This is a genomic window from Flavilitoribacter nigricans DSM 23189 = NBRC 102662, assembly GCF_002646595.1.
GTDB classification, from domain to species: Bacteria; Bacteroidota; Bacteroidia; order Chitinophagales; family Saprospiraceae; genus Flavilitoribacter; species Flavilitoribacter nigricans.
The window spans coordinates 52315-77159 of record NZ_PDUD01000034.1 but is presented as its reverse complement, the minus strand read 5'-3'; the positions used below and the strand labels follow the sequence as shown (position 1 = coordinate 77159).

Below are 24845 nucleotides of genomic sequence, written 5' to 3'. Positions count from 1 at the left end.
CCGGGTATCGGGCCCTTTACCGTTGATTAATTGCTGAGCATAACGGGCATCACAAGCATCAGGATCTCCTCGCCGTCCACTTCATCCACAGGCAGCAGAATACCCGCCCGGGAAGCAGTTGCCAGTTCCATTTTTACTTCGTCGGATTCCAGTACCCCGAGCATTTCGATCAGGAACTTGGCGTTGAAGCCGATATCCAGCTGATCGCCGTCGTACGTACAGGCCAGTTGCTCGGTAGCTTCGTTGGAGAAATCGAGGTCCTGAGCGGATATGGTCAGACTGCCGTCATTGATATTCAGGATAACCTGGTTGGTTGTTTTATTGGCGTAAATGGCGATCCGTTTCAGCGAATTTTGGAAATCCGTGCGGGAAACGCTCAAAATATTCGGATTATCCACCGGGATCACGGCATTGTAATCCGGATAACGCGAATCGATCAGGCGACAGACAAGATTGGTATTCTCAAAGGAGAAAAAAGCATTGGACTTGTTGAAAGACATTTTCACTTCGCCACCACCGGGCAGGGCGTTTTTCAACAGGTTCAGGGCTTTCTTCGGTACGATGAAGGAGGTGGATACTTCACTACTCACATCGGAGAAGGTGTATTTTACCAGTTTGTGGGCATCCGTGGCGACCATAATGATCTTACCGAAGTCGATCTGGAAATACACACCGGTCATAGCCGGGCGAAGTTCGTCGTTGCTGGTCGCGAAAAGGGTCTTGGTAATACCCTGTCCGATCGTTGACGCGGCCACTGTGACGGTATCCACGGTATCCGGCTCGGGGATCCGGGGAAAATCCTGCCCGTTCTCTCCCGCCAGCCGGTATTTACCGAAGGCCGAGGTGATCTCTATTCCGAAGTTCTCATCATTGATGTTGAACGTAATGGGTTGTTCCGGTAACGCTTTGAGGGTTTCCAGAAGGATCTTGGCCGGAATGGCCACCATGCCGTCCGAATCGGCCATCACTTCAATGCTGGTGGTGATCGAGGTTTCCAGATCCGTGGCGGCAATCGTAAGCTGATTGTCGGAAATGGTAAAGAGAAAATCCTCCATGATGGGCAGAACGGGGTTGGAGGCTATGGCTCCACCGACAACCTGTAAGTATTTGAGTAACTCGGAAGAAGAGACGCTGAACTTCATCTTCAAATGTATTTTATTGTTAGGGCGTAGTGTAACTCGCAGCGGGATAGATCTTTGTGGATCGAATGGAATTTCACCGCACAAGCATTATATAGGCGCCAAAGTGACAAAAATAATCCTAATCAGCAATAATAAAAGGATTAAAAACTAACACCTTGTTGATAAGTGTCAGTAGGGAGGCTTTCCCGGCCCGGTCGATGCGGCCCGGCGAAGCGCCGAAAGCCCCGGTAGTGGGCTACCGGCTGCGGGGGTAAAATCCTTCGCTGTTTGGGCTAAAAGCCTACTTTTCAGGGAGAATTGCGTATCTTCGTCGGCCAAATTTTGCAAACAATATGCCGGACAGAAGTCACCCACCTTTAATTCACAACATCGGTCAGTTGATCCTGCCTTTGCCCGAGCTGATCCACCTGGATAACGGCATACCCGTATATGTAACCAATATGGGTACGCAGGACGTGATCCGCCTGGAGATCGTTTATCGTGCCGGCCGCCCTTTTGAGCAGAAACAGCTCGCCAGCCGTGCTACCGCAGCGATGCTGAAAGAAGGAACGCGCCAACACGACGCTGCCGCCATCGCTGAAACCATCGATTTTTACGGAGCCAGCCTCAGTCAGCCTTTTAATCTGGACACCGGCAATCTGGTGTTATACAGTTTGTCGCGTCACTTCGAATCCGTTTTGCCGCTCTTTACCGAAATGCTGGACAGTCCCGTATTCCCGGAAGACGAACTGCGGGCTTTTGTAAAACGCAATAAGAAGTCACTGAAAACGGATCTGGCCAAAACGGACGTCGTTGCCTACCGGACGGTTACCGAAAAGGTTTTCGGGGAAGATCACCCCTACGGCTACAACAGTACGCTGGAGACCTACGAAGAGCTTGGGCGCGAGGATCTGGTGGCGCACTTTGAGCGCTGTTACGGCATTGATAACTGTACCGTATTCCTCAGCGGACGCATCACGGATTCGGTGATCCGGGCGCTGAATGCGCAGATCGGACAACTGGAGCGTACCGGTCGGCCGGAGTCCTGTTCGATGGCGGTACACGCACCGGCCCGGGGCTACAACTACATTCCCCATCCGGATTCCGTGCAGACGGCGATCCGGATCGGTCGCCGGGTATTCAGTCGCCACCATCCGGACTATCCCGCTTTTTTTGTGTTGAATACCATACTCGGCGGTTATTTCGGGTCCCGCCTGATGACGAATATCCGCGAGGACAAAGGCTATACCTACAATATCTATTCTTCTCTGGACGTGATGCGCAACGACGGCGCTTTTTACATCGGAACGGAAGTAGGCAACGAATTTGTCGAGGACACCCTGCACCAGATCCGGCTGGAACTCAAATCGCTCATTGAGCACCCGGTAGAGGAGGAAGAGCTGACCATGGTCCGCAATTATCTGATGGGGAATTTTCTATCCATGCTCGACGGGCCTTTCAACGTTGGGGAAGTCGTCCGGACCATGGTGGGAGATGACCTGCCATTTTCTTTCTTCTCCACGCTGGTGGAAAGCGTTAACACGGTAGAGGCGGAAACTTTGCAACGGCTCGCGGTGGAATACCTGCAACCGGAAGAACAGTGGGAAGTAATTGTAGGAACGAGGCAGGGTAGTTAGCGTTTAGGCCGGCCTGAAGTTTTTGCCTTTCCGCATATACTTTGCCGCCTTTATTTACCGTTTCCCGTCCGTGCAGCTTCATTTTTTGTCCGTTATTAAGCCTATTTTTAAATTAGATCTATAACTGTTTGAATTTCTTGGAAATATCGCAACTGATATTTCTATTTACCGTAAAAAATAATTTCTTTTGCGGCTATTAGAAAAGAATGTAACTTTGGCGGCAAAGTCAACCCATTTTTGATTTCTGAAAACAGGAGGAAAGAAGGAGAATGAAATTATTCAGCTTTTTTAAGCAAGAATTAGCGATAGACCTGGGCACAGCCAACACGCTAATCATCCAAGATGGAAAAGTCATAGTCGATGAGCCCTCCATTGTGGCGATCAACCGGCAAACCAATGCAACAATTGCGGTGGGGATTAAAGCCATGCAAATGCATGAAAAGACCCACGAGAATATAAAGACCATACGTCCGTTGAAAGATGGCGTAATTGCCGATTTCCAGGCGGCTGAAAATATGATACAGGGGATGATCGCCATGATGGGCAATCGTCGCCGTTTTTTTTCGCATCTCAAGATGGTCATCTGTATCCCTTCCGGTATTACCGAAGTGGAAAAAAGAGCGGTATTCGATTCCGCCGACCATGTTGATTCCAAGGAGACCTATCTGATCCACGAACCTATGGCTGCGGCACTGGGGATCGGTCTGGACGTTGAAGAACCCGTCGGTAATATGATCATCGATATCGGAGGGGGGACCACGGAAATTGCCGTGATCGCGCTTTCGGGTATCGTTTGTGATCAATCCATCCGGATCGCAGGGGATGAGCTGACCTCGGACATCATCAGCTACATGAAGCGACAGCACAATATCCTGATCGGTGAAAGAACCGCCGAACAGATCAAGATACACGTGGGTTCCGCGCTGCACGAACTGGAGAATCCGCCGGAAGATTACGCCGTAAACGGCCGTGATCTGATGACGGGTATTCCCAAGCAGATCAAGGTGAACTACAGCGAGATCGCCCACGCACTGGACAAATCCATCTCCAAGATCGAAGATGCTGTTCTGAAGGCTCTGGAAACTACGCCGCCGGAACTGGCTTCCGATATCTACCGCACCGGTCTTTATCTGACGGGCGGCGGAGCACTCCTGCGTGGCCTGGATAAGCGGATCGCACAAAAAACAAAACTTCCGGTACACATTGCCGAGGACCCGCTGCGCGCTGTGGTTCGCGGTACGGGCATTGCCCTGAAGAATACCGATCGTTTCTCATTTCTGATCGATCGGAAGAGCGTTTAAATTTTAGAGTTCAGGCGTTAGTTATTAGGCGTCAGGTGCCAGGAGGTAGGTGTCAGGAGTCAGGGGGGAGAGCAGCTTAGAGCTTTTATTGGTGCTCTCTCCTGACCCTTGTTCCTGCCCATTTTGTCCTGCCCCTGTATATTTTTTGATTATGACTACCTTCAAAAGAGTAAGGCGGTTTGGCAGTTGGGTTACGTTTCTGGTACTGGAAGCAATTTCCCTGACGCTGGTAGTGGAGTACAACCAGTACCAAAACCAGATCTTTGCCCACTCTGCAAATGTAGTTACGGGTACCCTCAACGACCAGAAGTCCGGCGTCTTTCAATTCCTTTCGCTCACCAATGAGAATGAGCGGCTGCAGGAAGAGAATGCCCGCCTGCGCAAAGCGCTCAGCGCCATGCAGGCTACGGTAGCCACGCCCGACAGCAGTGCCCGTTTTCCCGATTCTTTGCGGCAACGCTACGAATTCCTGCCGACAAAAGTGATCAACAAAACCTTGCTGGGACAGAATAACTACTTTACGATCGACCGCGGCACCCGGGACAGTGTGGTGCGGCATATGGGCGTGATCGGAGACCAGGGGCTGATCGGTATCATTACCAACGTATCCAGACACTACGCCAAAGTAATGACCATTCTGCACCCGCAGACCCGGATCAGTGCTTCCATCAAGGGGCAATCTTATTATGGCTCTTTGCTTTGGGAAGGTAGGAATCCCAATATTATGACGCTGGAAGATATCCCTAAAATAGTGGACGTTTCGCAGGGAGATACCATAATCACCAGCGGCTATTCCAATATTTTTCCTCCAAATATCGTAATAGGTACGGTTGAAAATTCAGAATTGAAGCCGGGCGACGGTGGTCGTACCATTTCCGTAAGATTGATCAACGATCTGTCGAGCCTGACCTATGCTTACGTGATCAGAGACCGCATGGCTTCGGATCTTAAAAAATTGGAGGAGTAATAATGGGAAATATCATTTCCATCAACGTCATCCGCTTTTTCGTTATCTTTTTCCTACAGGTATTGGTGCTGAAGCCATTGTCAATGGGCTGGATGAGCAATTACTTCTATTTCAACATCCTGTTGTACCCGCTCATCATCATTTTGCTTCCGATGCGGACTCCGCAGATCGCGATCCTGCTGATCGGTTTCGGTCTCGGATTCATGGTGGATATGTTTTACGATACGCCGGGCGTACACGCCAGCGCTACCGTAGCTACCGCCTTTTTCCGCACCTGGGTGCTGGCGCAACTGGAACCCCGGGACGGTTACCAACTGAATATCGGTCCTACCAAGGAGCGTTTTGGCTTTCCCTGGTTTGCGCAGTACGCCATCATCATGATGCTTTTCCACCTTCTTTTCTACTTTGTCGTGGAGACCTTTGCCGTGCAACATGTGTTAAGAATACTCGCAAAAACCTTTTACACTTTTGTTTGGTCAATTATTGCTGTATTTTTGTTTACACAGGTTTGGAATACAAAAGATTAAAGCATGTCACTAAAAGGATTACAGCGGATGCAGGCAATTCGGGTCATTTTTGCCCTTTGCGCCGCCATGCTGATCGGGAAGGCCCTGGACCTGCAAATTCTGAATACTCAAATCCGCAATAAAGCCCGCGTCGCTACCCGGGACCTCTATACGCTCTATCCGCCCCGTGGCGTCATGTACGATCGCGACGGCCACCTGCTGGTCACCAATAATACCGTTTACGATATTATGGCCATCTATCACCAGATTGACTGGGCCATGGATACGACCAAGTTCTGCGAGCTGCTGGGCATCAGCAAATCCTATTTCAAAGATAACGTCAATAAGAACTGGGGCGATCCCCGTTTCTCCAAGAGAAAACCTTTTGTCTTTCTGAGTAAAGTATCCAAAAAGACCTACGCCAGTTTCCAGGAAAGTATGTACCAGTTTCCGGGCTTTGTGGCCCAGAAACGGGACGTACGCGGCTACCCGCACCAAAATGCGGCGCACGTACTCGGATACATCCGGGAAGTTAACCGGCAGGAAGCGGAGGATGATTCGCTGGACTATACTCCGGGCGATTATATCGGGGCCAGTGGTCTGGAGAAGACCTACGAAGCCGAGCTGAAAGGGGAAAAGGGACACCGCTACGTTCTGAAAGATGCCCTGGGACGTCCGGTGGATTTTCTGCAGGATTCCGTGGATCAGAAAAGCCCGGTCTCGGGTCTGGACCTGTATACGACCCTGGATCTCAAGCTGCAGGCCTACGGCGAATACCTGATGCAAAATAAGGTAGGCAGTATTGTAGCGATCGAACCTTCTTCCGGCGAGATCCTGACGATGATCAGCGCGCCTACCTACGATCCCAACCAACTGACGATCAATCAGACCAGGAGCAAAGCTTATACCGCACTGAACCAGGATACGCTCAAACCCTTCCTGGACCGGTCGATCATGGGTTTTTACCCACCGGGCTCACCCTTCAAAACACTGGTAGCCTTGATTGCGCTGCAGGAAGGCCGGCTGAGCCCCAACCGGACGATATTCTGTCAGGGAGGATACTTCCTGAACGGTCAGAACCTGATGAAATGCCACGGCCACCCCACCTGTACCAATGTACAAATGGCCATTCAGCACTCCTGTAATGCCTATTTCGCCACGGTTTTCCGGGATGTCGTAGACCAGTTCGGGCCGGAGAACGTCGCTGTCGGACTGGATACCTTTAACGCTTACCTCGATCGCTTCGGACTTGGCAAAAAACTGGAAGTAGACCTGCCGAGCGAGCTGGCTGGAAACTATCCGACCCCGGATTACTTTAACAAGGTATATGAGAATGAATCCAGCTGGAAATCGGTCTGGATCCGTTCACTGGGTATCGGGCAGGGTGAACTGGGACTGACAAACCTGCAGATGGCCAACTTAGCCGCCATCATTGCCAATCGAGGACATTATTATACGCCGCACCTGGTGCGCGGTTTTCAGGCGGGAGAAGATTCCGGTCAATCGAAGAACGTAAGGTTATTAGCCCATCCGCGCCACGAAACCGGGGTGGGCTCCGAGCATTTTCAGACCGTAGTGGACGGAATGGAAATGGTGGTTAAGGCGGGTACGGCCCGTTCGGCCGCTATTGGAGATATTGTAGTGTGCGGTAAGACCGGTACGGCCGAAAACAGCCAGCGCGGCGGCGCGGACCATTCGATCTTCTTTGCTTTTGCACCCAAGGATAACCCGCAGATCGCTATCGCGGTCTACGTGGAGAACGGTGGCTGGGGTGGTTCCTACGCAGCGCCTATTGCCAGTCTGATGATCGAAAAGTACATCCGACCGAACGGCGAGATCGAGGGCGCTTACCGCAAGTATCTGGAAAAACGTATCGTGGAGACAAACCTGATCGGTTTGCCCTGATCGCACTTGATCATAGTCCCTGATTATCCACAACCGACAATTCAACTTTTAACGGCTCAATATCCAATATTTGCCTATGCAAAGCAGTAAATGCTACACGCTATTTTTAGGTCTGTTACTGACGGTCTCCGCCTGGGGCCAGGATAATCAGGAGTTAAGATTAAAACTTCTTTTCGTTGGGGATATCATGGGACACGACTCCCAAATTGAAGCGGCGGAGGTCGTAAAAGATTCCCTGTACGATTACGAACCCTGTTTTGAATTCGTGGAGCCTTATCTCGAAGATGCGGATATGGCGGTCGGTAATCTGGAAGTCACGCTCCCGGGCAAACCGCCCTACAAGGGTTATCCGCAATTCCGAAGCCCGGAAGATCTGGCCTTGTCGGTGCGCTTCGCCGGTTTTGATATGCTGGTAACGGCCAATAACCACTCCAATGATGCCGGCCCGAACGGGGTGATCAATACCGTGCAGCTGCTGGATAAATACGATTTTTACCATACCGGAACATTTCAGAACCAGGCCGAGCGGGATGCCTATTATCCGCTGATCGTTTATCGGGGCAGCTTCAAACTGGTTTTCCTCAACTATACCTACGGCACCAACGGGCTGAAGACCCGCCCACCCGCGGTGGTTAACCTGATCGAAGAAGAACAGATCGAAAAGGATATGGCGGATGCCCGGGAAATGGGCGCGGATGCCATCATCGTGGTCATGCACTGGGGAAATGAATATCAGCGTAACGAGAATAAAGAGCAAAGTGAACTGGCGGATAAGCTATTCGCATGGGGTGCGGATCTGGTGATCGGCGCGCATCCACACGTGGTCCAGCCGGTGAAAGAAAAGACGGTAAAACGGGCGGACGGCTCCGAGAAGAAAGTAGTGGCGGCCTATTCCCTGGGGAATTTTATCTCCGGCCAGCGGCGCGAGCATACCGACGGCGGCATGATGTTCTCCGTAGAGCTGGCCAAAGATATGCAGACCAACCAAACCCGGCTCGCAGATCACAGTTACACCCTGGTGTGGCGCTATATCGAAAAGAACAAGGACGGCTCCCGTACCTACCGGGCCATTCCCATCCGGGAATTTGAAGGGGAAAACCCTCCGCTCGTACTCCCGGATGCGGATCGCAAGGCGATGTTGCAATATGCGAAGAGCACCCGGGCGCTGCTGGAACAATTCGACAGCAGAGAGCGGGAAGTAGTGGTACCGGCGAATTAGCCGGATCTGATCTGAGGAGTGGGTCTTACCTATCTCCACTCCCGATGGGTCAGGGAATACGATCGGGGTAATCGACAACTGAAGATATTTTGCATCTTTGCAAAAAAATGAACTATGCTGGTTTCCGCAATCGTAGCTGCTGCCCGTAATCGTGTGATCGGTAATGACGATAACGAGATCCCCTGGTACCTTTCTTCGGATCTCAAATATTTTAAAAAGACTACGCTGGGGCACCACGTGATCATGGGGCGCAACACCTTCAGATCCATGGGACGGCCGCTACCCAAGCGAACCAACATCATCCTTTCCCGCGATCCTTATTTTGCCGCTTCGGGTTGTCTCGTTGCCCGTTCTTTACCCGAAGCCCTGGGGCTGGCCTACGATAATGGAGAAACGGAAGCCTTCATCATCGGCGGCGGAGCGATCTATTCCCTGAGCCTGCCTTTACTGGATAAGATCTATCTTACGGAAGTTGATGCCGCTCCGGAAGGGACGGTTTATTTCCCGGAGGTGGACTTTACCCAGTGGGAACTGCTCTCCAGCGAATCTCATCCCGCTGATGAAAAAAACGATCACGCCTACACCTTCAAGGTCTACGAGCGGATCGGATCGGAAGAAGAGTAGTGGCTTATAATTTGTTGGATAATTTTGAAATTAAAATTTTTTATTATAAATTTAGATCAAAGAAAAAATGATCGCCCAAAACCCTATACGGGAAAATGGTGATCCATAAACGCCGAAACCATGCAAGAAGATCTCCTTCATTTTGCCTGGCGGCTGAAACGCTTTGATCTCTCTGAATTACACACTACCGATGGCGAACCCATCGAGATCCTCCATTTTGGAGAGGCGAATCGTCACGCCGGACCAGACTTCCTCAATGCCCGCATCCGAATCGGAAAGACCCTCTGGGCGGGAAATGTAGAAATGCACTTAAAAGCTTCCGACTGGGAACTCCACCACCACGGGGCCGATCGCAATTACGACAATGTGATCCTGCACGTAGTGCTGGAAGAGGACCAACTCATCAGCCGCTCTTCGGGCGAAAAGATCCCCTGTCTGGAGTTGAAAAAAAGGATACCCAACCGAGTATCCCGTATTTACAAAAGCTTACTAAATAATGAGTACTGGATCCCCTGTCAGCACCAGTTCTTCCACGTCAATCCGGCGGTGAAGCAGTTTTGGCTGGATCGGCTCCTCGTGGAACGCCTCGAAGCCAAGACCGATCAAATGGTGGACCTGCTGGAGCAGAACCAATACGATTGGGAGCTTGCTTTTTATCAGCTACTGGCAAGAAATTTCGGTATGCGGGTCAATGCGGAACCCTTTGAACAACTAGCCCGTTCGCTACCCTTACACCTGTTGCAACAGTACAAGGACCGGCTTTTCCGGCTGGAAGCCCTGCTGTTCGGTCAGGCCGGGATGTTGGAAGAAGAACTGAACGATGCCTATCCCCGCAAACTGCAACAGGAGTACCGGTTCCTGCGGCACAAACATCAGCTGCAACCCATTGCGGGGCACCAGTGGAAATTTCTGCGGATGCGGCCGGCTAATTTTCCTACGATCCGGATTGCCCAGTTGGCCATGCTCCTGCATCAGAGTGCCCACCTGTTCAGTAAAATGCTGGCGGCCCGCGATGTGAAGGAAATAGAGCATATGTTCGCCCTGAAGATCTCCAATTACTGGCGCGACCATTACACTTTTGATAAAGCTTCCCGGAGCCGGCAGAAGACGCTCGGCAAAACGGCTATCCATCTGTTGATCATCAATACCATTGCTCCGCTGCTTTTTTTGTACGGCAACTGGAAAAAGGAAGAAAAATTCAAAGATCGGGCCTTGCACCTACTGGAAGCATTGCCCCCGGAGAAAAACCACATTATTGAACAGTGGAAAACGCTGGGAATGAGTGTGGATTCGGCCTATGCCAGTCAGGCTTTACTACAGTTGAAACATCGGTACTGCGAGAAGAAAAACTGCTTGAATTGTGCGATCGGGAATGCCCTGTTGAAGGCCTGATTTGAGAAGAAGGGTGGGAGAGAAAAAAAGGGCGGCGCTATTCCGGGGAGCGTCCCTCGAATAGCGCCGTTTATTAGTTTAGCGAAAATTGCATCAGCATGTCGGCACTGTTGTGGAACATCAGCTCGGACAGGTTGGGAGTCATGAAATCACTCAGGGGGAAAGTCGAAACGATCTCCATAGCTTCAAATTCGGAAGCGGCGGACATGATCACCCACAGTCGGCTGCGGTCCATAGACAGTGAATAGGACTTAATTGTGCCTTCTGCCAGCATCTGATTGATAACATATCGTTGTTGAGGAATGAGCGCCATGAACTCTTCATCCATTACTTCGGGCAACTCAAACTCGATCATATAAGTATGTTTCATTTGCTTCATTTAGATATTGAAAACGCACAGCTGGTACAGATTGTTGAGCTTTGCGTACAATCTTAACGGAACATTATCACTTGTACGGCCCTGTAATTAGCTGGTTTTAAAAATTTTATTTCGTGCCGTACGATTACTCTACTGCTTAAGATACGCAATTTTCGACAAAAAGGTTCTGCGCAGCGGACTTATCCGATATGATCCGGATGGCGGTCCATTCGCAATCTCTGAGCCATTTCCAGCGAAAGAGAGTCGGCATAAGTACCGTAGGCATCTACGAGAGTACCTTTTTCTCCACTGGCCGTTTCGATCACGTAAATAACCGAATTGTCATCGGGATTGCTCATTCCCTCGAAGCGATAGCTACCGACGACCTTGAAATCCTTGGGAGCAAAATTCTTGTTGAGTTTTTCGCAGCCTAGTTGCTTCTCTTCCAGGTTAAAGTCGTAGGTATATCCCTGGTCTTTCAGATCTTCTAGGGCCTGGGATAGGGTGTCGTAAGCTTTCATGGTTGAATGTTTTTTGCGGTTTTAAAAAAGGGTCTTTCAAAAAATATAGATACGTTCAGAGGGTTCGCTTTAGTGAAGGAGCTACCCGGTGAAGCCAATTTTTTTATGCGTACCGTCGCAGTACGGTTTATTGCTGGAACCACCGCAGCGGCAAAATGCCGTCGTCCGGTGTTCGTGACTAACCTCACCGTTGTGGTGTTTGACGGTAAGATTTCCGAATACCATCAGGGGGCCGTTCTCGACTACCTCCACGATGCGATCCACATCAATTTCCGGTTTTTCCACCTCGCTGTCGTCATTGACGTAATAAGATAACGCACCGGAAGGGCACTTTTTAATCTGCTTCATGATCTCCTGGGAAGATGCGCCTTCCACATTGACCCAGGGCCGCGCCTGGGGATCAAATACCTGCGGCAGTCCGTTGAAACACATCTTGGAGTGAATACATTTATCCGGTTGCCAGACTACGGTGATCTCACCGTTGGAGTATTCCTTTACTGTTGGTTTATCGTTACTCATATTGGGTGTTTGAATGTTCAAATTGGGTCTCTGATGTCGGAAGAGAATGATCGCTGAAAGGCCGGAGGCCGTCAACTAAATCGAGCTGTAGGACTTCGGGATTTGGGCTTCCATTCTCCACACCGCCAGATGTATCTACTAATTGAACAGCTGTAGCACCAAGGAGTTCAGTGATTGCTGCCGTTCCGGCCGGTACCACCGTTCGGCCATCGCGGCTGGTAAAGCGGGGATATTATAATGTTGCCGGTGGCGGGATCTTAGCGGCAGCAGGCTGGTACCGAAGAAAATCGCTTATGCAACAATTCAATGGCGACACCCATAGTTTTTCAGCAAAAAAGTGGGAAAATGTTTATTTTGACCCCAAATAATGTTAAAGCAGGAAATTTTATAATAATACGAGGCGTTATGGGAAAAATGATTTGTTTCAGATTAGGACTTTTTTGAAACAATTACCCGGTTCCCGATTCGATACCGGCCAGAGTCATCCCCCTGCATTTGGCCGATTATTTAAAGGTAGTTGATAGCTGTTGTGCTTATTGATTACTCCCTCGTAAACTCAAATGATAATGAAACAATTCTTTAGTGTAATTCTCAGCCTTCTACTTCCACTATTCGCAGTTGCCCAGAGTTTTTATACCGTCAATGTCGGCACCTTTGTGGATGCTAAATCCCCGCAGTTCGATGATATCCGTTCGTTGGGTTTTGTGTACGCCTACGAAATGGAAGGAGGCCTCAGCCAGGTCTATCTCGGTGGCTACGATGATCAGGCTAAAGCCGATAAAGCCGCCGATGCCATTCGGAAAAAAGGTTATCGTTCGGCCTACGTAGAAGAACGTCCGCTGGCCCAGGGGCAGGTAGTTACGGTGATCCAGCTGGCTACCCGGGAAACGGATAAACTGATCGACTGGGAAAAGTTCGAACCCTACGGACCGCTATACGGCATTATCAACGAAGGCCAGATCAAGATCGTAACGGGGATCTATCCGGATGTTGAAGCGGCAAAACCGCTGCTGCCGAATTTCCGCTCCGGTCCCTTCAAAGATGCTTTCGTTAAAAATGTAAACAATACGCTGTTGATCCGGATCAATCAATTTGAGACCGGATTGAAGCAACCCCTGATACCGATCTCTCTCGATCCCGCTGCATCCGCATCAAGCGGTAGTACGCCTACCAACCGGCCGACGGATTACGGAGTCATTCCGGGAGATGACAGACTGGCCGCCAAATCCGGTACCAGTCCGGTGACGTCACCGACCGTACGGGAATCCGGTACCTTACGCTCCAATATTCCGCGCACCAATGCCGGAAAAATGGAAATTCCGGATATCAATTCAAAAGTAAAGCGCCGTTCGGCTCTGGAACTGCAAAAGATACTGAAGGCCGAGAATACCTATACCAGTACCTTGGACGGTTACTATGGTCCCGGTACGGAGAATGGTTACAAGCTGTTTAAACAGACAGATCCCACTTATCAGAAATACCTGGTACTGGCCCGCTATTTTGATCCTACGGTGAAGGCCGGCGCCGAAGGCCAGTTGCAACTGGCGATCAATAATCTGCTGGACGATCCTTCTGCCCCATTGACCGTGGAGAGTTCCACCACTCCGATCGCTAAGGCTTATCAGGCCTATATCCTTTTCCGGACCATGGGCCCGGGCAATGATGTAAACGCCCTGATGAATCAGGCTATTCGGGCCTCTTATAATAGTCAGACGGGAGGACCCAGAGCCCCCTTCGACTATAATGCCACCTATGCCTACCAGGGATTGGATCAACTGATTCTTCACCTGCATTATCTGCACGCAGCTCCCGGAAACGATATTGCTGCTCCCTGTTGGTTGTACGAAGAACACCCGGCAGAAACAGCAGCGGCCCACGCTTCCTTCGCCCGCTACAGCAGTGAAACCTTCAAACTGCAATCCTGCGATCAGTTCCTGAGTTGGGAAGAGATCCAGGTGCTGGAATCTATCGCTTCTGACCTGAACGCCGATGCCAAACCGAACGAAAATGTGATCGCTACCTACGCTTCGGCCCGGGCCCAGCTCTTCCTGGCTCCCCGTGCGCTGGACGCTCAGGAAAATCAGTTCGTCGATCAGTGGAATGATCAGTTGTGGGCCAACCTCAACGCCTGGGGATCAAGAGACCCGCTGCACCAGAAACTGGTGACGGCCTTAAAAGTAGCGTACTTTCAAAGCCAGGTGCGACTGGAAGACTACTATATGAATAAAGGATTTAGTCTGGCGGAAGCCAAAGGACTGGCGCTGGCTACCCTGAAAACGATCGTAGGGTATCCGCTGGAGCGTTTTGTATAAGCTGATCCGAAAATAAGCAATAACAGAGGTGAGGAATGGATTGATGTATTCATTCCTCACCTCTCATTTTAGGCGGGCATTTTCGGGATTATTCTTCCCGAATGATCCCCAGGTGTAAGATGCGTCCGCCGGTCTGATTGATCGGGCTAACGCTTTTTCCGATCACCACACCTTTTTCCGGCGCTCTGTATTCCCGGATAAGATCTCCGAAAATATTGTGCATTCTGGCTACTACCTGGTTTTTTTCAACAACCTCCGCTACCTGGGGCAATACATTGAGTATACCACCCCGATCCGTATACAACCAGTAGGAACGATCGCAGATCACCGGTAAATTCTCGCCTAATTCAATTTCTCCGTCGGTGAGCCCGAGGTGGATGAGCAGATTGTGGATGCCGGTCAGTCCGTTGCGGATATAGCCCTTCTGGAAGGTATTGGGATTGCCTACCTCCAGGGTAATGGCGTGGATACCCAGTGATTCGGCTGCGCCCCGCAGGGTGCCGTCCAGTGGAGGGTTATGGACAACGATCTGGGCATTTTGCAGCATCGCCATTTTGCGGGTGATCGGTTCGGCCATATCGGCGCGGATGTAATAGGAGTTGATACGCCCGGTACTGGCCGTATGCAGATCGAGCAGGTATTCGAACTGACTGACGATCTTATGAAAAAACCGGTAGGCGTATACTTCGCTGACGTTGCCGTCGGATTTGCCCGGCATGATGTGGTTGAGATCCTTTCCGTCGATGAACCGCCGTTTCCGCCGGAAAAAAGAGGGGGTGTTTACCACCGGTATACCCACCACAATACCCCGCAGTTCTTTGGGATTAACTTCTTTCAGGAAACGTTGGATGATCGGAATACCGTTTAATTCGTTGCCGTGTACCGCAGCGGTGAGCCCCACTACAGGACCTTTCTCCGTGCCTTTGGCCACAATAATGGGTATGTTCATGGGCATGCCCATGCCGTCTGAAACGAGTTGCAGCCAAAATCTCTTGATGGTACCCGCAGGAACCATATCCAGGTCTAGATTTTTGACAATCGGAATTTCAACTGGAACAATGTTAGTCTGGATCTCCATAAATTTCATCATTAATGTATTGCCAGAGTAGGGCAGCAGCCCGGCTAACCACCGGCTGGCCGTTTAGCGCTCCCATCTGAGGCAATCCGCCGATACTAAGTGTATTAATCTCTGATAATATTCTTTTACCCTGATCATCAACCAGGGTGTCAAAGCCGAACATAGCGATGCCTTCCCGCTGCAGCACCGGACCGATAACCTGAGCCATCCGGGTTTCTTCCGGGGTAAGTTCAGTACCGGTAGCCTGTCCGCCCTGAGCAGCATTACACAGCCAGGCTCCTGGCGGCGGCAGTCGCAGTACGCCGCCGAGCACCTGCTCGTTGACGACTACGATCCGTTTGTCTCCCTGATTGACGTTCTTCAAAAACTTCATGGCCAGGTAGGGCTCGGGAGCTTGTTCGTAACTGCTGAGAAAATCTTCCAGCGAGAGCTCCTGGCCGTCCACTTCTACCTGTTCTCCCTGGATCTTTACGATGCCTTTGCCACCGTAGTTGCGCAGAGGTTTGAGAACGATCGGGAATTTTTTACTGAAGGTTCTGATGTCCTCTGCGTTTTCGCAAAGTTTCATCTCCGGGCAGATCTCCGGAAAGTTCAGCAAAAAGGCCTTATTCGCAGTTTTCATTAGACCGCTGGGGCGGTTGATGATCTTTTGGTTCGGAAAATGGGTGGTCAGAAACCTGAGAAACCCATTATCCAGGGGAGGAGGGAGCCGCAAAAAAATGGCGTCATAATCCTGTAACTGAATTGCCCGGAGCCCGGTCCGAAAATGAATGCCGTCAGGATGGAAGGCGAAATCTTCGGTTACCGGACTTGCCAGTAGCGACTCGGCGCTTTTTCCGGAAAAAAAGGCCCGGTTCTCTTCCCAGCCGCGTGAGGCAATATCGATCCTTTCACAGAGGGGGTGTTCTCGCATAGCCCGCAGAAGGGCAAAAATCGAATTCTCTTTATTTTGACTACTGTGGTCGGTTAAAACCAATAATGTATACTTCATCAAGCCTATTGCAGGATCTCCCGAATGAATGCTTCGTCATCGTTGAGGGACTTAAAGAGGCGCATCCGGAATTTCCCTTGTTTATTAAACAGCGTTTGAGCCATCTGGTCAATCGCTACTGTTGATAATACCGTCTGAATATAGGCTTCAATGAGGTCATCCATGCCTATACCCAGTTTGTTGAAGTCCCGGCGATCCATCAGCAACAGGCGGGTGGTATCGCTGTCCCAGCGCCCATCGTCCATTTTGATGGATAGGTTGGTCCCCAACATTTCCCAGGAGTCGCTGCTGTCGGTCAGCGTATCCTCCAGTGGTTCGGCGGCCCGCCGCGCGTACACGCAGAGCGGTCGTAAACCATGAGCCGTGGAACTGATCATCATCCGCAGGTCGGCAACATACGTTTTCCCCTTACTGTTGGGGATCGTTCCCACGTGGTACAGTCTTCCTTTGGTACCTTTCGAACTCCACTGGTAATTTCCGATCAGACTTTGCAAAATAAAGCGATCGTACTGAAAATCCATTTCCATGAAATCTTCCAGTTCCTGTTCGGAGACAATCGTAAAAACACCCTGCCCGGCATTGCTGTACGGGACCTTGATCACCGCCTGTCCTCCCATTTTCCGGATCCAGAGTGGGATCTCGCCTTTGCGAACATCCCAGATGGTTTCCGGCAGGTTGATGCTGAGGCCACTGCCTCTGAGCTCGGAATTGAACATATCATAAGCCTTCGCCGCTACCAGTTTATTCCGCCCCCCCGCCAGACAAGCTACCGTAGGGTTGAGTATACGCGTTTTGGTATGCAGCGGCAAACGGTTCCAGGGGCGCTGGGTCAGATAGCGGAACGCCGCCCGAATGGGTTGCCATTTTCCATTCTCATCCCGTACTTCCATCACCTGGTCCACAAAACGCACCGCAGGATCCTGATCATCCTGGTAAAAAGATACGTAATAGACCGGTTCCTGAAAAACATCGGCGATAACCGCCGCGTAGCCGGATACTTCCATGGGGTTTTTATCGTACACTACGGCGAGTGCACCCTTGATCTTGGGGCGTTTCTCTTTAAGGTACTCTTTGAAAGTCCGTTCGATCAGCCAGCGATAGCTTCCCTGTTCCTGGTTGTCGTCTACCAGGGGCATCGACTTTTGTCCCGACGGGCAGGAATTATTTTCAATAATTACCATTTGACGTCGACCACCGGCCGAAGTCACGTTTAAAAGGTCCGCACCGGCCCACAAAAAATATTTACTCTGATATGCCAGGATCTCGTGCAGACGTTCGGCTTTTACTTTCGGGTGTAGGTGGCAGTACCGGTTGACGATCCGGTCTTTATTGAGGTTCAAAAAAAAGTTGACCATCGGGTGGATCGTAGCATTCAATGCCTTGGGATACCAGTGCTGGTGAGATTCGAATTCACCCGGGCCAATAATTTTTGCACTTTTAAAATCCATCTATTCTATTTTATTTGGAAGGGTTTTCCAGTAAGATTTGTTTGATTTTTGGCGCAAAACTACGCTATTCAATAGTTTCAATCCGGATAAATTGACCTTTCTTCTAATATTTTTGTATTTTCTTATGTAACTTATTATTAAATGGAGCGTTATTTATTTTTTAATGTAAAATTTCGCCCTCGCCAAAAAATGACATATTTATTTTGGCAGTATTTTTTTTGCATAAGACTTGCATTATTGGGTAAAATTTACTGAGATTTGCGCCATTACTTTTTTAACATAAATGATTAACGGTATGCCATCAACCGGAACGGCAAGATACTCTGATCAGGAACTGGAAGAATTTAAGGTCCTGATCGATAAGAAGCTGGAACATGCGAAGGAGCAGTTACAAAATTTGCAGGATCAGATCCTGGAGATCACGGAAAACTCCGGCGATGAACACGGAGGAGACTGGGTAGATGACAGTAGCACCAACACGGAAGTGGAGATGCTGAATACTATGGCAATCCGCCAACGGAAATTCATTGCGGATCTGGAGAATGCACTGATCCGTATCAAAAATAAGACTTACGGAATTTGTGTCATCACCGGCGAACTGATCGATAAGCGCCGCCTGTTGGCGGTACCGACCACAACCAAGAGTTTGTCGGCCAAAACGGAACAAAACAAACAGGAGGAAAGTAAAACTACGACCCGCCTGAACCAGAATCCTTACGTTAAGAAGGATCCGGGTAAAAAAGCACCCAAAAAGATCATTACCAAGGTGATCAAAAAGTCGGGTGGCACGGTGAAACCGGTTGTTCCCAAACTGGATGACGACGATGATGATGAAGATTACGGATTCGGATCAGATCTCGATGACGATCTGGATCTGAAAATCACCAAAAACATATCTACCGAAGATCTCGATCTGGACGATATCGCCGATGATGACGATCCCAGTGACGACATCGACGATATGGCGGATATGGACGAGGGTGAAGATGATGATGACTTCTAGGAGGTCGCATCGCGTCTAATCCGAAGGAGGTTGTGGTAACTGGCTTTACTACAACCTCCTTTTATTTAGGTGCTTACCTAAACACTCCCTGACCAGCATGCGTTAAGTAATTGTTTCCTAAGCAATATTAAAAGTACAAGTATGTCGATAACCAAAAGTGGATTGGGAGAAACTGAAACCTCCACACGGATTGAATTACGCAACCTCGCGCTGACCGATTTCCTGCAACTTCGGGACTCCATGGCCAAGGCCTACCCGACCTGGGAGGATTTCTGGACCAAGAAACAGCTCAAAAAACTGCTGACTATTTTCCCCGAAGGGCAGTTGGTAGTGCTGGTCAACGATACCGTAGTGGGAGTGGCCCTGTCAATTATCGTGGATTATTCCCAGTTTGGCAATGACCATACTTACGAACAGATCACGGCTCAGGATACTTTTAACACCCACGATTCCGATGGGGATGTCCTGTACGGTATCGAGATCTTTATTCATCCGGAATACCGGGGCATGAGGCTGGGCCGGCGACTGTACGATGCCCGGAAGGAGTTGTGTGAAAATTTAAACCTGAAAAGTATCGTCTTCGGTGGCAGAATTCCCAAATACAATGAATACGCCGACGAAATAGGCCCCAAGGAATACATTCAGAAGGTGCGCCGGCGGGAGATCTACGATCCGACCCTAACCTTCCAGTTGTCCAACGATTTTCATCCCCTTAAGGTCTTGAAAAATTATTCCCAGGGAGATGTCGATTCTCTGGAATACGCCGTTCTGCTCGAATGGAATAACGTTTATTATCAGAAGAAACAAAAGGTCGTCAACCAGCAGAAAACGGTGATCCGGCTCGGGCTGGTCCAGTGGCAGATGCGGCCGTTTAAAGATATGGACGCACTGACGGAACAGATGGAATTTTTCGTCGATGCAGTCAGCGATTACCAAAGTGATTTCATCGTTTTTCCGGAATTCTTTAATGCGCCGCTGATGGCTCCGCATAATCATCTGCCGGAGTCGCAGGCCATTCGGGAACTGGCTGCTTTCTCGGATCCGCTCCGAAAAATAGCCCAGGAATTCGCAGTCAATTACAATGTGAATATCATTCTGGGGAGTATGCCTTATCTGGACGGAGAGCGCCTGCTCAATGTCGGTTTCGTTTGTCGCCGGGACGGAAGTTACGAACGTTACGAAAAGATCCATATCACGCCCTCGGAGAGTTCGGCCTGGGGCATGGTAGGCGGCAATACGGTGAAGGCCATCGAAACGGACTGTGGAAAGATCGGGGTACTGATCTGCTACGATTCGGAGTTTCCGGAACTATCCCGCCTGCTGGCCGATCAGGGCATGAAGATCCTGTTTGTTCCTTTCCTCACGGATACGCCCAACGGTTTTACCCGGGTGCGCAACTGCTCGATGGCCCGTGCCATCGAAAATGAATGTTACGTGGCGATTGCGGGTAGTGTGGGCAACCTGCCGCGCGTGAACAATATGGACATCCAATTCGCACAGTCGGCAGTATATACGCCCGCCGATTTTGCTTTTCCGACTAACGGTATCAAAGCCGAAGCCACTCCGAATACGGAAATGACGGTGATCGCCGATGTGGATCTGGAATTGCTCAAGGAACTGCACGAGCACGGCAGCGTGCGTAACCTGAAAGACCGGCGCAATGATCTTTACGAATTAAAACTGCTTCCTAAAAAATCGTAAAGCAGACCACGGACCCTCCGTAAATCGTGATGAGCGATTTACGGAGGGTCTATCTCTATCCTCAACTTATTTTCGTTGAAAATCTTTCGGCGCTTCCTGGGTGACCTGCCCGGTAGCAGCCCACTCGGTGCCGCGTTGCAGCGTGGCGATGAATCCCGGGCTTTGCATGGAATAAGGAGCATGGCCCAGGGCCGTGTGGAAAATGCGTCCTTCTCCGTAGTGGATCGTCATGAGCAGCGGTTCGTGCCGGCCGGTCCCGTTCTGGGCCTTATCGCTGAAAGCCGTCGCTAGCACGTGGAAATTCCTGGCCGGACCGCGTAACTGGTCGTACAGCTCATCTTTACTGTGTAGCCATTCGGCGGGCAGATCGCGGGCAATGGGGTGCAGGGTATCCTGAAAGGTAACGGTAAATTCGTGTTCATGACCGTGGTGACCACCCCGACCGGGGCTGTCGTCCCGAACCATTTTTCCATCCTCACCGAAGTAGACGTACGGTCCGCTTCGTTCATCCCGGCCTTCCCAGCCACCGAGACCGATCATTTCGTTATAGGCGGGCCAGTCGGCAAAGGCATTATCCGCGGCGTGGAAAGTAACGAATCCACCGCCCCCACGAATGTATTGTTCAAAACTCCGGCGGGTCGCCTCGGGCCAGTCATCTCCGTTGTAATTGGAAACCACTACATCGTAAGCGCTAAAATTCGGCTGGAATTCATCCATCACTTCACCGGCAGCGGGAGTGCGGGCAATCGTCACGCTAAAGATCCCGGCCGCTTCCAATTGTTCTTTTAGAATATCGGTCTTTTCCGGCCAGTTCTGGTGATTATTCTGACCATCAACGATCAGCACTTTTAGCTTCGGTTGCAGGAGCCCCCGTTCTTCCATCCATCCTTTGACCAGCAGAGGCCAGTTTTCGGTACTGCCCATGCCTTTCGCCATTGAGAAACCGTGGCCGCCACCCTGGAAAATGTGCATACTGGCCGGGATATTATGTCTTCGCAATGCGAGGTAATAGTTAACGCTGTTTTCCGACACCACGGCTTTATCATCATCGGCATGAATAAGGATCGCCGGTGGTGTTTCGGCCGTGACCTGTTTTTCGTTGGAAAAATGGTCGATCGCCTCCTGATCGGGATCGGGGCCGATCAGATTGCGCCGGGAACCCATATGCGCGAAGGTCGTATCCATAGTGACTACCGGGTACATCAGTACGGAAAAGTCCGGGCGGCAACTGAAGCGCTCCAGCGGTTCTTCGGCCGCGGGGTCCCCGTAATCGAAGTGGGTGGATAGGGTAGAGGCGAGGTGCCCGCCGGCCGAAAAGCCCATGACGCCCACCCGTTCGGGATCGAGCCGCCATTCTTCGGCCCGGCTGCGCACCAGGCGCATGGCCCGCTGGGCGTCCATTAGCGCAACTTTATCGCGGCAGTCTTCACTTTCCCAGTGGGGGAGCCGGTATTTGACGACGAAAGCCGTCACTCCGAAAGAGTTGTACCATTCAGCCATTTTGGTCCCTTCCCAGTCCCAGGCCAGAATAGTGTAGCCACCACCGGGGCAGATCACCACGCTGGTACCATTGCGTTGGGCTTCCGCCGGGAAAAACGCCACGAGCTCGGGTTCGTGTACTTCCCGGACAACCCGGCCGATGCTGGCGCGTTCGTCGATACCGGTTTCCAGATTATTTTCGCAGGGAATGCCTTCCGGCCAGAGGGGAAGGACAAAGTTTTGGGCAGAGGAGATCAGGCTCATACTGGTGAGTAGGAGAATAAGCAGGTTTTTCATTTTGATTGCGGTATAATTTCCGCTAAAGGTAAGTAATAAATGCGGTAGATTCCGGAGGATAGTCCAGGCTCATCCTCCGGCTTTCGCTAAAACTTATTCCTGATTACCGGCCCGCAATTTTTCGGCATTTTCCGCTACCTGCAGGGCTTCGATCACCGACTCCAACTGTCCGTCCACGATCTGTTCCAGGTTGAAGTTTTTGTTATCGCCCTCCAGACGGTGGTCCGTTACGCGGTTTTGGGGATAATTATAGGTACGGATCTTCTCGGAGCGGTCCCCCGAACCCACCAGAGAGCGTCTCTGGGCGGCAACGGAGTTCATCTGCTCCTGGCGCATCTTATCCTGGATCTTGACGTACAGGCGCTGCAGTGCGATCTCCCGGTTCTTGATCTGGGAGCGACTGTCCTGGCTTTCGGATACGATACCGGTAGGTAAGTGGGTGAAACGCACGGCCGATTCGGTCCGGTTTACGTGCTGACCACCCGCGCCACTGGCGCGGAACACGTCGATCCGCAGGTCTTCCCGCCGGATGTCGATGTCTTCTTCCTCCATTTTGGGGATCACCGCTACGGTAGCGGCCGAAGTATGTACCCGCCCCTGGGATTCGGTTTTGGGGATCCGTTGTACGCGGTGTGCGCCGGATTCAAATTTGAGCTTACCGTAGACATCTTCACCAAACACCTCCAGAACGACTTCTTTATAACCGCCCACGGTTCCTTCGGTAAAGGACAGGGTTTCGGTCTTCCAGCCCTGGCTGTCAAAATATTTGGTGTACATCTTGTAGAGGTCGCCGGCAAAAAGGCTGGCTTCGTCCCCACCGGTACCCGAGCGGATCTCGAAAACGACGTCTTTAGAATCTTCCGGATCCTTGGGAATGAGCAGCCACTTGATCTTTTCCTCCATTTCCTCTTTCTGCTCGCCGAGTTCCTCAAGTTCCATCTGGGCCATTTCGCGCATTTCCGGGTCATCGGAACTGGTCATTTCCTTAGCCGTTTGGTAGTTGCCAATCAGGAGTTCGTATTCCTTGAACGCCTTAACGATAGGCTCCAGGTCTTTGTATTCTTTGCTGATCTTTTTGAATTGATCCATATCGGAAATAACTGCCGGATCGGACAGCCGTTCTTCCAAATAAATATATCTATCTTGTATCGCTTCCAGTTTATTGATCATGTTACTTGGTAAATTTTGCCAGGAAATGGCGGATGTGAGCATATTTAGATCCTGCCGGCAGTTTGCTATCCTTTAAAACTGGCAGCAGCCGGCTACCTGCCAGGTAATGTGCAGGACGCTAATAGCGGAGTTTCCCGGATTGTAGTAGAATGTACATGTGTGTTCGTAAAATTGAGCGGCAAAGTTAATGTAAGTTCGGGAAATTAGCTAATGCAAGTTGTTGTGCCCGGGTAATTAGGGCCGGTAAGGGCTGAATCGCAGATCCGGCGATCATGCATCAGCCGTAAATTCCCTTCCCCAAAACCATTCTGATCCAAAGTATGATCCTGTGTGCGATCGCGCCAGAGCGAGTATCGATGAACTTTTTGGGTTATCGGTGATGATCCTTACATTCACATTCCCGCTCTCGGTATTTGTAGTTTACAACTTCGATTTGATGCGCTCCACCTGAAATGATCCAGACAAAACATCAATAAAATGAATAAACCAACGATCTTCTTTTTGCTGGTCGCGATCATGACCATGACGAGCTGTGCCAACACGCCGCCGGAAACCCCGGAAGAGGCGACATCAACGACGGCTGAGCGGGAATTCTATCAACTCAAAGTCTACACTTTTGACACCGATGAGCAGGTGGCCATGACGGACAACTACCTGCGGGATGCCTTTATGCCGGCGCTGAAGAAAAGGGATATCGGTCCGATCGGGGTGTTTAAGCAAATTCCCGGCGAAAACGATTCGACCCGGAGAACTTACGTGCTCATCCCGTTTTCCTCCCTCGAAGAAGTAGTGGATCTGGAGGCTGCGCTCGGCGGGGATAACGAATACCAGACGACCGGAAGCGAATACGTCGACGCCGCCCACGACCATCCACCCTATCGCCGGATCGAATCCACCTTAATGCAGGCCTTCGTGGATATGCCCCAGATGGAGCCTTCCGGCTTGGAAAATCCCCGTTCGGAAAGAATTTACGAGCTGCGCAGTTACGAATCGCCTACGGAACAGTACTATCACAACAAAGTGGACATGTTCAATGCCGGGGGAGAGATCAAACTTTTTGATCGCCTCAACTTTAATGCAGTTTTTTACGCCGAAGTGATCTCCGGTTCCAAGATGCCCAACCTGATGTATATGACGACCTTTTCGGACATGGCCAGCCGGGATGAAAAATGGAAAGCGTTTTTCGATGCGCCGGAGTGGAAAGAGTTGGTCGCTATGGAAAAATACAAGAACAATGTATCCCATGCGGATATCATTTTCCTGTCGCCGACGGAATATTCGGATTATTAGGCCATG

Annotated in this window: 20 protein-coding genes and 1 pseudogene; 12 read left to right on the top strand and 9 right to left on the bottom strand. The window is 50.6% G+C overall.

The annotated features are described in order from the left end of the window. Positions 1–26 precede the first annotated feature (26 nt). Positions 27–1142: a DNA polymerase III subunit beta gene (gene dnaN / locus CRP01_RS28690; protein ID WP_099153506.1), complete on the bottom strand. Its 1116-nt coding sequence runs from the start codon at positions 1140–1142 to the stop codon at positions 27–29. Between the two features lie 332 nt (positions 1143–1474). Here dnaN and CRP01_RS28685 point away from each other — a divergent pair, with 332 nt between their 5' ends. The 8 genes from CRP01_RS28685 to CRP01_RS28650 all read left to right on the top strand — a co-directional run bounded on the left by CRP01_RS28685 (position 1475) and on the right by CRP01_RS28650 (position 10672). After that, a complete protein-coding gene (locus tag CRP01_RS28685; protein WP_099153505.1) occupies positions 1475–2758 on the top strand; it encodes a M16 family metallopeptidase in 1284 nt (427 codons plus the stop codon). Positions 2759–3027: 269 nt separating this feature from the next. Further along, a complete protein-coding gene (locus CRP01_RS28680) occupies positions 3028–4059 on the top strand; it encodes a rod shape-determining protein (protein ID WP_099153504.1) in 1032 nt (343 codons plus the stop codon). Positions 4060–4210: 151 nt separating this feature from the next. Then, positions 4211–5026 carry a rod shape-determining protein MreC gene (gene mreC, locus CRP01_RS28675; RefSeq protein ID WP_099153503.1) on the top strand — a complete coding sequence of 272 codons (816 nt, stop codon included), beginning with the start codon at positions 4211–4213 and terminating at the stop codon, positions 5024–5026. A gap of 2 nt (positions 5027–5028) precedes the next feature. After that, positions 5029–5553 carry a hypothetical protein gene (locus CRP01_RS28670; protein ID WP_099153502.1) on the top strand — a complete coding sequence of 175 codons (525 nt, stop codon included), beginning with the start codon at positions 5029–5031 and terminating at the stop codon, positions 5551–5553. A gap of 3 nt (positions 5554–5556) precedes the next feature. Next, positions 5557–7437 (top strand): penicillin-binding protein 2, encoded by a 1881-nt coding sequence (gene mrdA, locus CRP01_RS28665; RefSeq protein ID WP_099153501.1) that lies wholly within the window; start codon positions 5557–5559, stop codon positions 7435–7437. A 76-nt stretch (positions 7438–7513) separates the two neighbouring features. Continuing rightward, positions 7514–8656 (top strand): CapA family protein, encoded by a 1143-nt coding sequence (locus CRP01_RS28660; protein ID WP_099153500.1) that lies wholly within the window; start codon positions 7514–7516, stop codon positions 8654–8656. A 114-nt stretch (positions 8657–8770) separates the two neighbouring features. Then, the gene (locus CRP01_RS28655; RefSeq protein ID WP_099153499.1) at positions 8771–9280 is read left to right on the top strand and encodes a dihydrofolate reductase; all 510 of its coding nucleotides are present in this window, start codon (positions 8771–8773) and stop codon (positions 9278–9280) included. Between the two features lie 120 nt (positions 9281–9400). After that, complete coding sequence (locus CRP01_RS28650) at positions 9401–10672, top strand: DUF2851 family protein (RefSeq protein ID WP_099153498.1); 1272 nt, start codon at positions 9401–9403, stop codon at positions 10670–10672. Positions 10673–10745: 73 nt separating this feature from the next. On the opposite strand, the gene CRP01_RS28645 is transcribed toward CRP01_RS28650, so the two are convergent. From CRP01_RS28645 to CRP01_RS28635, 3 genes are all read right to left on the bottom strand, one after another. Beyond that, entirely contained in the window at positions 10746–11042 is a 297-nt protein-coding gene (locus tag CRP01_RS28645) for a muconolactone Delta-isomerase family protein (protein ID WP_233752778.1), read from the bottom strand. 188 nt (positions 11043–11230) lie between these two features. Further along, complete coding sequence (locus tag CRP01_RS28640) at positions 11231–11551, bottom strand: phosphoribosylpyrophosphate synthetase (protein WP_099153497.1); 321 nt, start codon at positions 11549–11551, stop codon at positions 11231–11233. A gap of 81 nt (positions 11552–11632) precedes the next feature. Continuing rightward, positions 11633–12070, bottom strand: a complete 438-nt coding sequence (locus CRP01_RS28635) for a (4Fe-4S)-binding protein (protein ID WP_099153496.1) — start codon at positions 12068–12070, stop codon at positions 11633–11635. 566 nt (positions 12071–12636) lie between these two features. Here CRP01_RS28635 and CRP01_RS28630 point away from each other — a divergent pair. Next, positions 12637–14382, top strand: coding sequence for a hypothetical protein (locus CRP01_RS28630; protein WP_099153495.1), 1746 nt, complete (start codon positions 12637–12639; stop codon positions 14380–14382). Positions 14383–14470: 88 nt separating this feature from the next. On the opposite strand, the gene CRP01_RS28625 is transcribed toward CRP01_RS28630, so the two are convergent. The 3 genes from CRP01_RS28625 to CRP01_RS28615 form a co-directional block, all read right to left on the bottom strand. Next, on the bottom strand, positions 14471–15397 hold the full coding sequence (locus CRP01_RS28625) for a succinylglutamate desuccinylase/aspartoacylase family protein (RefSeq protein WP_233752777.1): 927 nt from the start codon (positions 15395–15397) through the stop codon (positions 14471–14473). 46 nt (positions 15398–15443) lie between these two features. Continuing rightward, entirely contained in the window at positions 15444–16373 is a 930-nt protein-coding gene (locus tag CRP01_RS28620; protein ID WP_170110580.1) for an ATP-grasp domain-containing protein, read from the bottom strand. An 83-nt stretch (positions 16374–16456) separates the two neighbouring features. Further along, on the bottom strand, positions 16457–17899 hold the full coding sequence (locus tag CRP01_RS28615) for an ATP-grasp domain-containing protein (RefSeq protein WP_099153492.1): 1443 nt from the start codon (positions 17897–17899) through the stop codon (positions 16457–16459). Positions 17900–18182: 283 nt separating this feature from the next. On the opposite strand from CRP01_RS28615, the pseudogene CRP01_RS43505 reads away from it, so the two are divergent. Both CRP01_RS43505 and CRP01_RS28605 read left to right on the top strand, forming a co-directional pair. Next, positions 18183–18566 (top strand): annotated as a pseudogene (locus CRP01_RS43505) (TraR/DksA family transcriptional regulator); the annotation flags it as partial. A 477-nt stretch (positions 18567–19043) separates the two neighbouring features. Beyond that, positions 19044–20603 (top strand): carbon-nitrogen hydrolase family protein, encoded by a 1560-nt coding sequence (locus CRP01_RS28605; protein WP_099153491.1) that lies wholly within the window; start codon positions 19044–19046, stop codon positions 20601–20603. Between the two features lie 66 nt (positions 20604–20669). On the opposite strand, the gene CRP01_RS28600 is transcribed toward CRP01_RS28605, so the two are convergent. After that, positions 20670–22379 carry a ThuA domain-containing protein gene (locus tag CRP01_RS28600; RefSeq protein ID WP_099153490.1) on the bottom strand — a complete coding sequence of 570 codons (1710 nt, stop codon included), beginning with the start codon at positions 22377–22379 and terminating at the stop codon, positions 20670–20672. Between the two features lie 93 nt (positions 22380–22472). Next, positions 22473–23549 carry a peptide chain release factor 1 gene (gene prfA, locus CRP01_RS28595; RefSeq protein ID WP_099153602.1) on the bottom strand — a complete coding sequence of 359 codons (1077 nt, stop codon included), beginning with the start codon at positions 23547–23549 and terminating at the stop codon, positions 22473–22475. Between the two features lie 477 nt (positions 23550–24026). Between prfA and CRP01_RS28590 the strand changes: the two genes are divergently transcribed. Continuing rightward, complete coding sequence (locus CRP01_RS28590; protein WP_222845828.1) at positions 24027–24839, top strand: NIPSNAP family protein; 813 nt, start codon at positions 24027–24029, stop codon at positions 24837–24839. The last annotated feature ends 6 nt before the right edge of the window (positions 24840–24845 follow it).

What these genes read in the sequence shown, in the direction of transcription:
- dnaN (WP_099153506.1), bottom strand. Translation starts at nt 1,142, where the DNA reads ATGAAGTTCAGCGTCTCTTCTTCCGAGTTACTCAAATACTTACAGGTT.
- CRP01_RS28615 (WP_099153492.1), bottom strand. Translation starts at nt 17,899, where the DNA reads ATGGATTTTAAAAGTGCAAAAATTATTGGCCCGGGTGAATTCGAATCT.
- CRP01_RS28680 (WP_099153504.1), top strand. Translation starts at nt 3,028, where the DNA reads ATGAAATTATTCAGCTTTTTTAAGCAAGAATTAGCGATAGACCTGGGC.
- CRP01_RS28620 (WP_170110580.1), bottom strand. Translation starts at nt 16,373, where the DNA reads ATGCGAGAACACCCCCTCTGTGAAAGGATCGATATTGCCTCACGCGGC.
- mrdA (WP_099153501.1), top strand. Translation starts at nt 5,557, where the DNA reads ATGTCACTAAAAGGATTACAGCGGATGCAGGCAATTCGGGTCATTTTT.
- CRP01_RS28645 (WP_233752778.1), bottom strand. Translation starts at nt 11,042, where the DNA reads ATGAAACATACTTATATGATCGAGTTTGAGTTGCCCGAAGTAATGGAT.
- CRP01_RS28590 (WP_222845828.1), top strand. Translation starts at nt 24,027, where the DNA reads ATGAATAAACCAACGATCTTCTTTTTGCTGGTCGCGATCATGACCATG.
- CRP01_RS28650 (WP_099153498.1), top strand. Translation starts at nt 9,401, where the DNA reads ATGCAAGAAGATCTCCTTCATTTTGCCTGGCGGCTGAAACGCTTTGAT.
- CRP01_RS28640 (WP_099153497.1), bottom strand. Translation starts at nt 11,551, where the DNA reads ATGAAAGCTTACGACACCCTATCCCAGGCCCTAGAAGATCTGAAAGAC.
- prfA (WP_099153602.1), bottom strand. Translation starts at nt 23,549, where the DNA reads ATGATCAATAAACTGGAAGCGATACAAGATAGATATATTTATTTGGAA.
- CRP01_RS28655 (WP_099153499.1), top strand. Translation starts at nt 8,771, where the DNA reads ATGCTGGTTTCCGCAATCGTAGCTGCTGCCCGTAATCGTGTGATCGGT.
- mreC (WP_099153503.1), top strand. Translation starts at nt 4,211, where the DNA reads ATGACTACCTTCAAAAGAGTAAGGCGGTTTGGCAGTTGGGTTACGTTT.
- CRP01_RS28630 (WP_099153495.1), top strand. Translation starts at nt 12,637, where the DNA reads ATGAAACAATTCTTTAGTGTAATTCTCAGCCTTCTACTTCCACTATTC.
- CRP01_RS28605 (WP_099153491.1), top strand. Translation starts at nt 19,044, where the DNA reads ATGTCGATAACCAAAAGTGGATTGGGAGAAACTGAAACCTCCACACGG.
- CRP01_RS28635 (WP_099153496.1), bottom strand. Translation starts at nt 12,070, where the DNA reads ATGAGTAACGATAAACCAACAGTAAAGGAATACTCCAACGGTGAGATC.
- CRP01_RS28670 (WP_099153502.1), top strand. Translation starts at nt 5,029, where the DNA reads ATGGGAAATATCATTTCCATCAACGTCATCCGCTTTTTCGTTATCTTT.
- CRP01_RS28660 (WP_099153500.1), top strand. Translation starts at nt 7,514, where the DNA reads ATGCAAAGCAGTAAATGCTACACGCTATTTTTAGGTCTGTTACTGACG.
- CRP01_RS28600 (WP_099153490.1), bottom strand. Translation starts at nt 22,379, where the DNA reads ATGAAAAACCTGCTTATTCTCCTACTCACCAGTATGAGCCTGATCTCC.
- CRP01_RS28625 (WP_233752777.1), bottom strand. Translation starts at nt 15,397, where the DNA reads ATGGTTCCTGCGGGTACCATCAAGAGATTTTGGCTGCAACTCGTTTCA.
- CRP01_RS28685 (WP_099153505.1), top strand. Translation starts at nt 1,475, where the DNA reads ATGCCGGACAGAAGTCACCCACCTTTAATTCACAACATCGGTCAGTTG.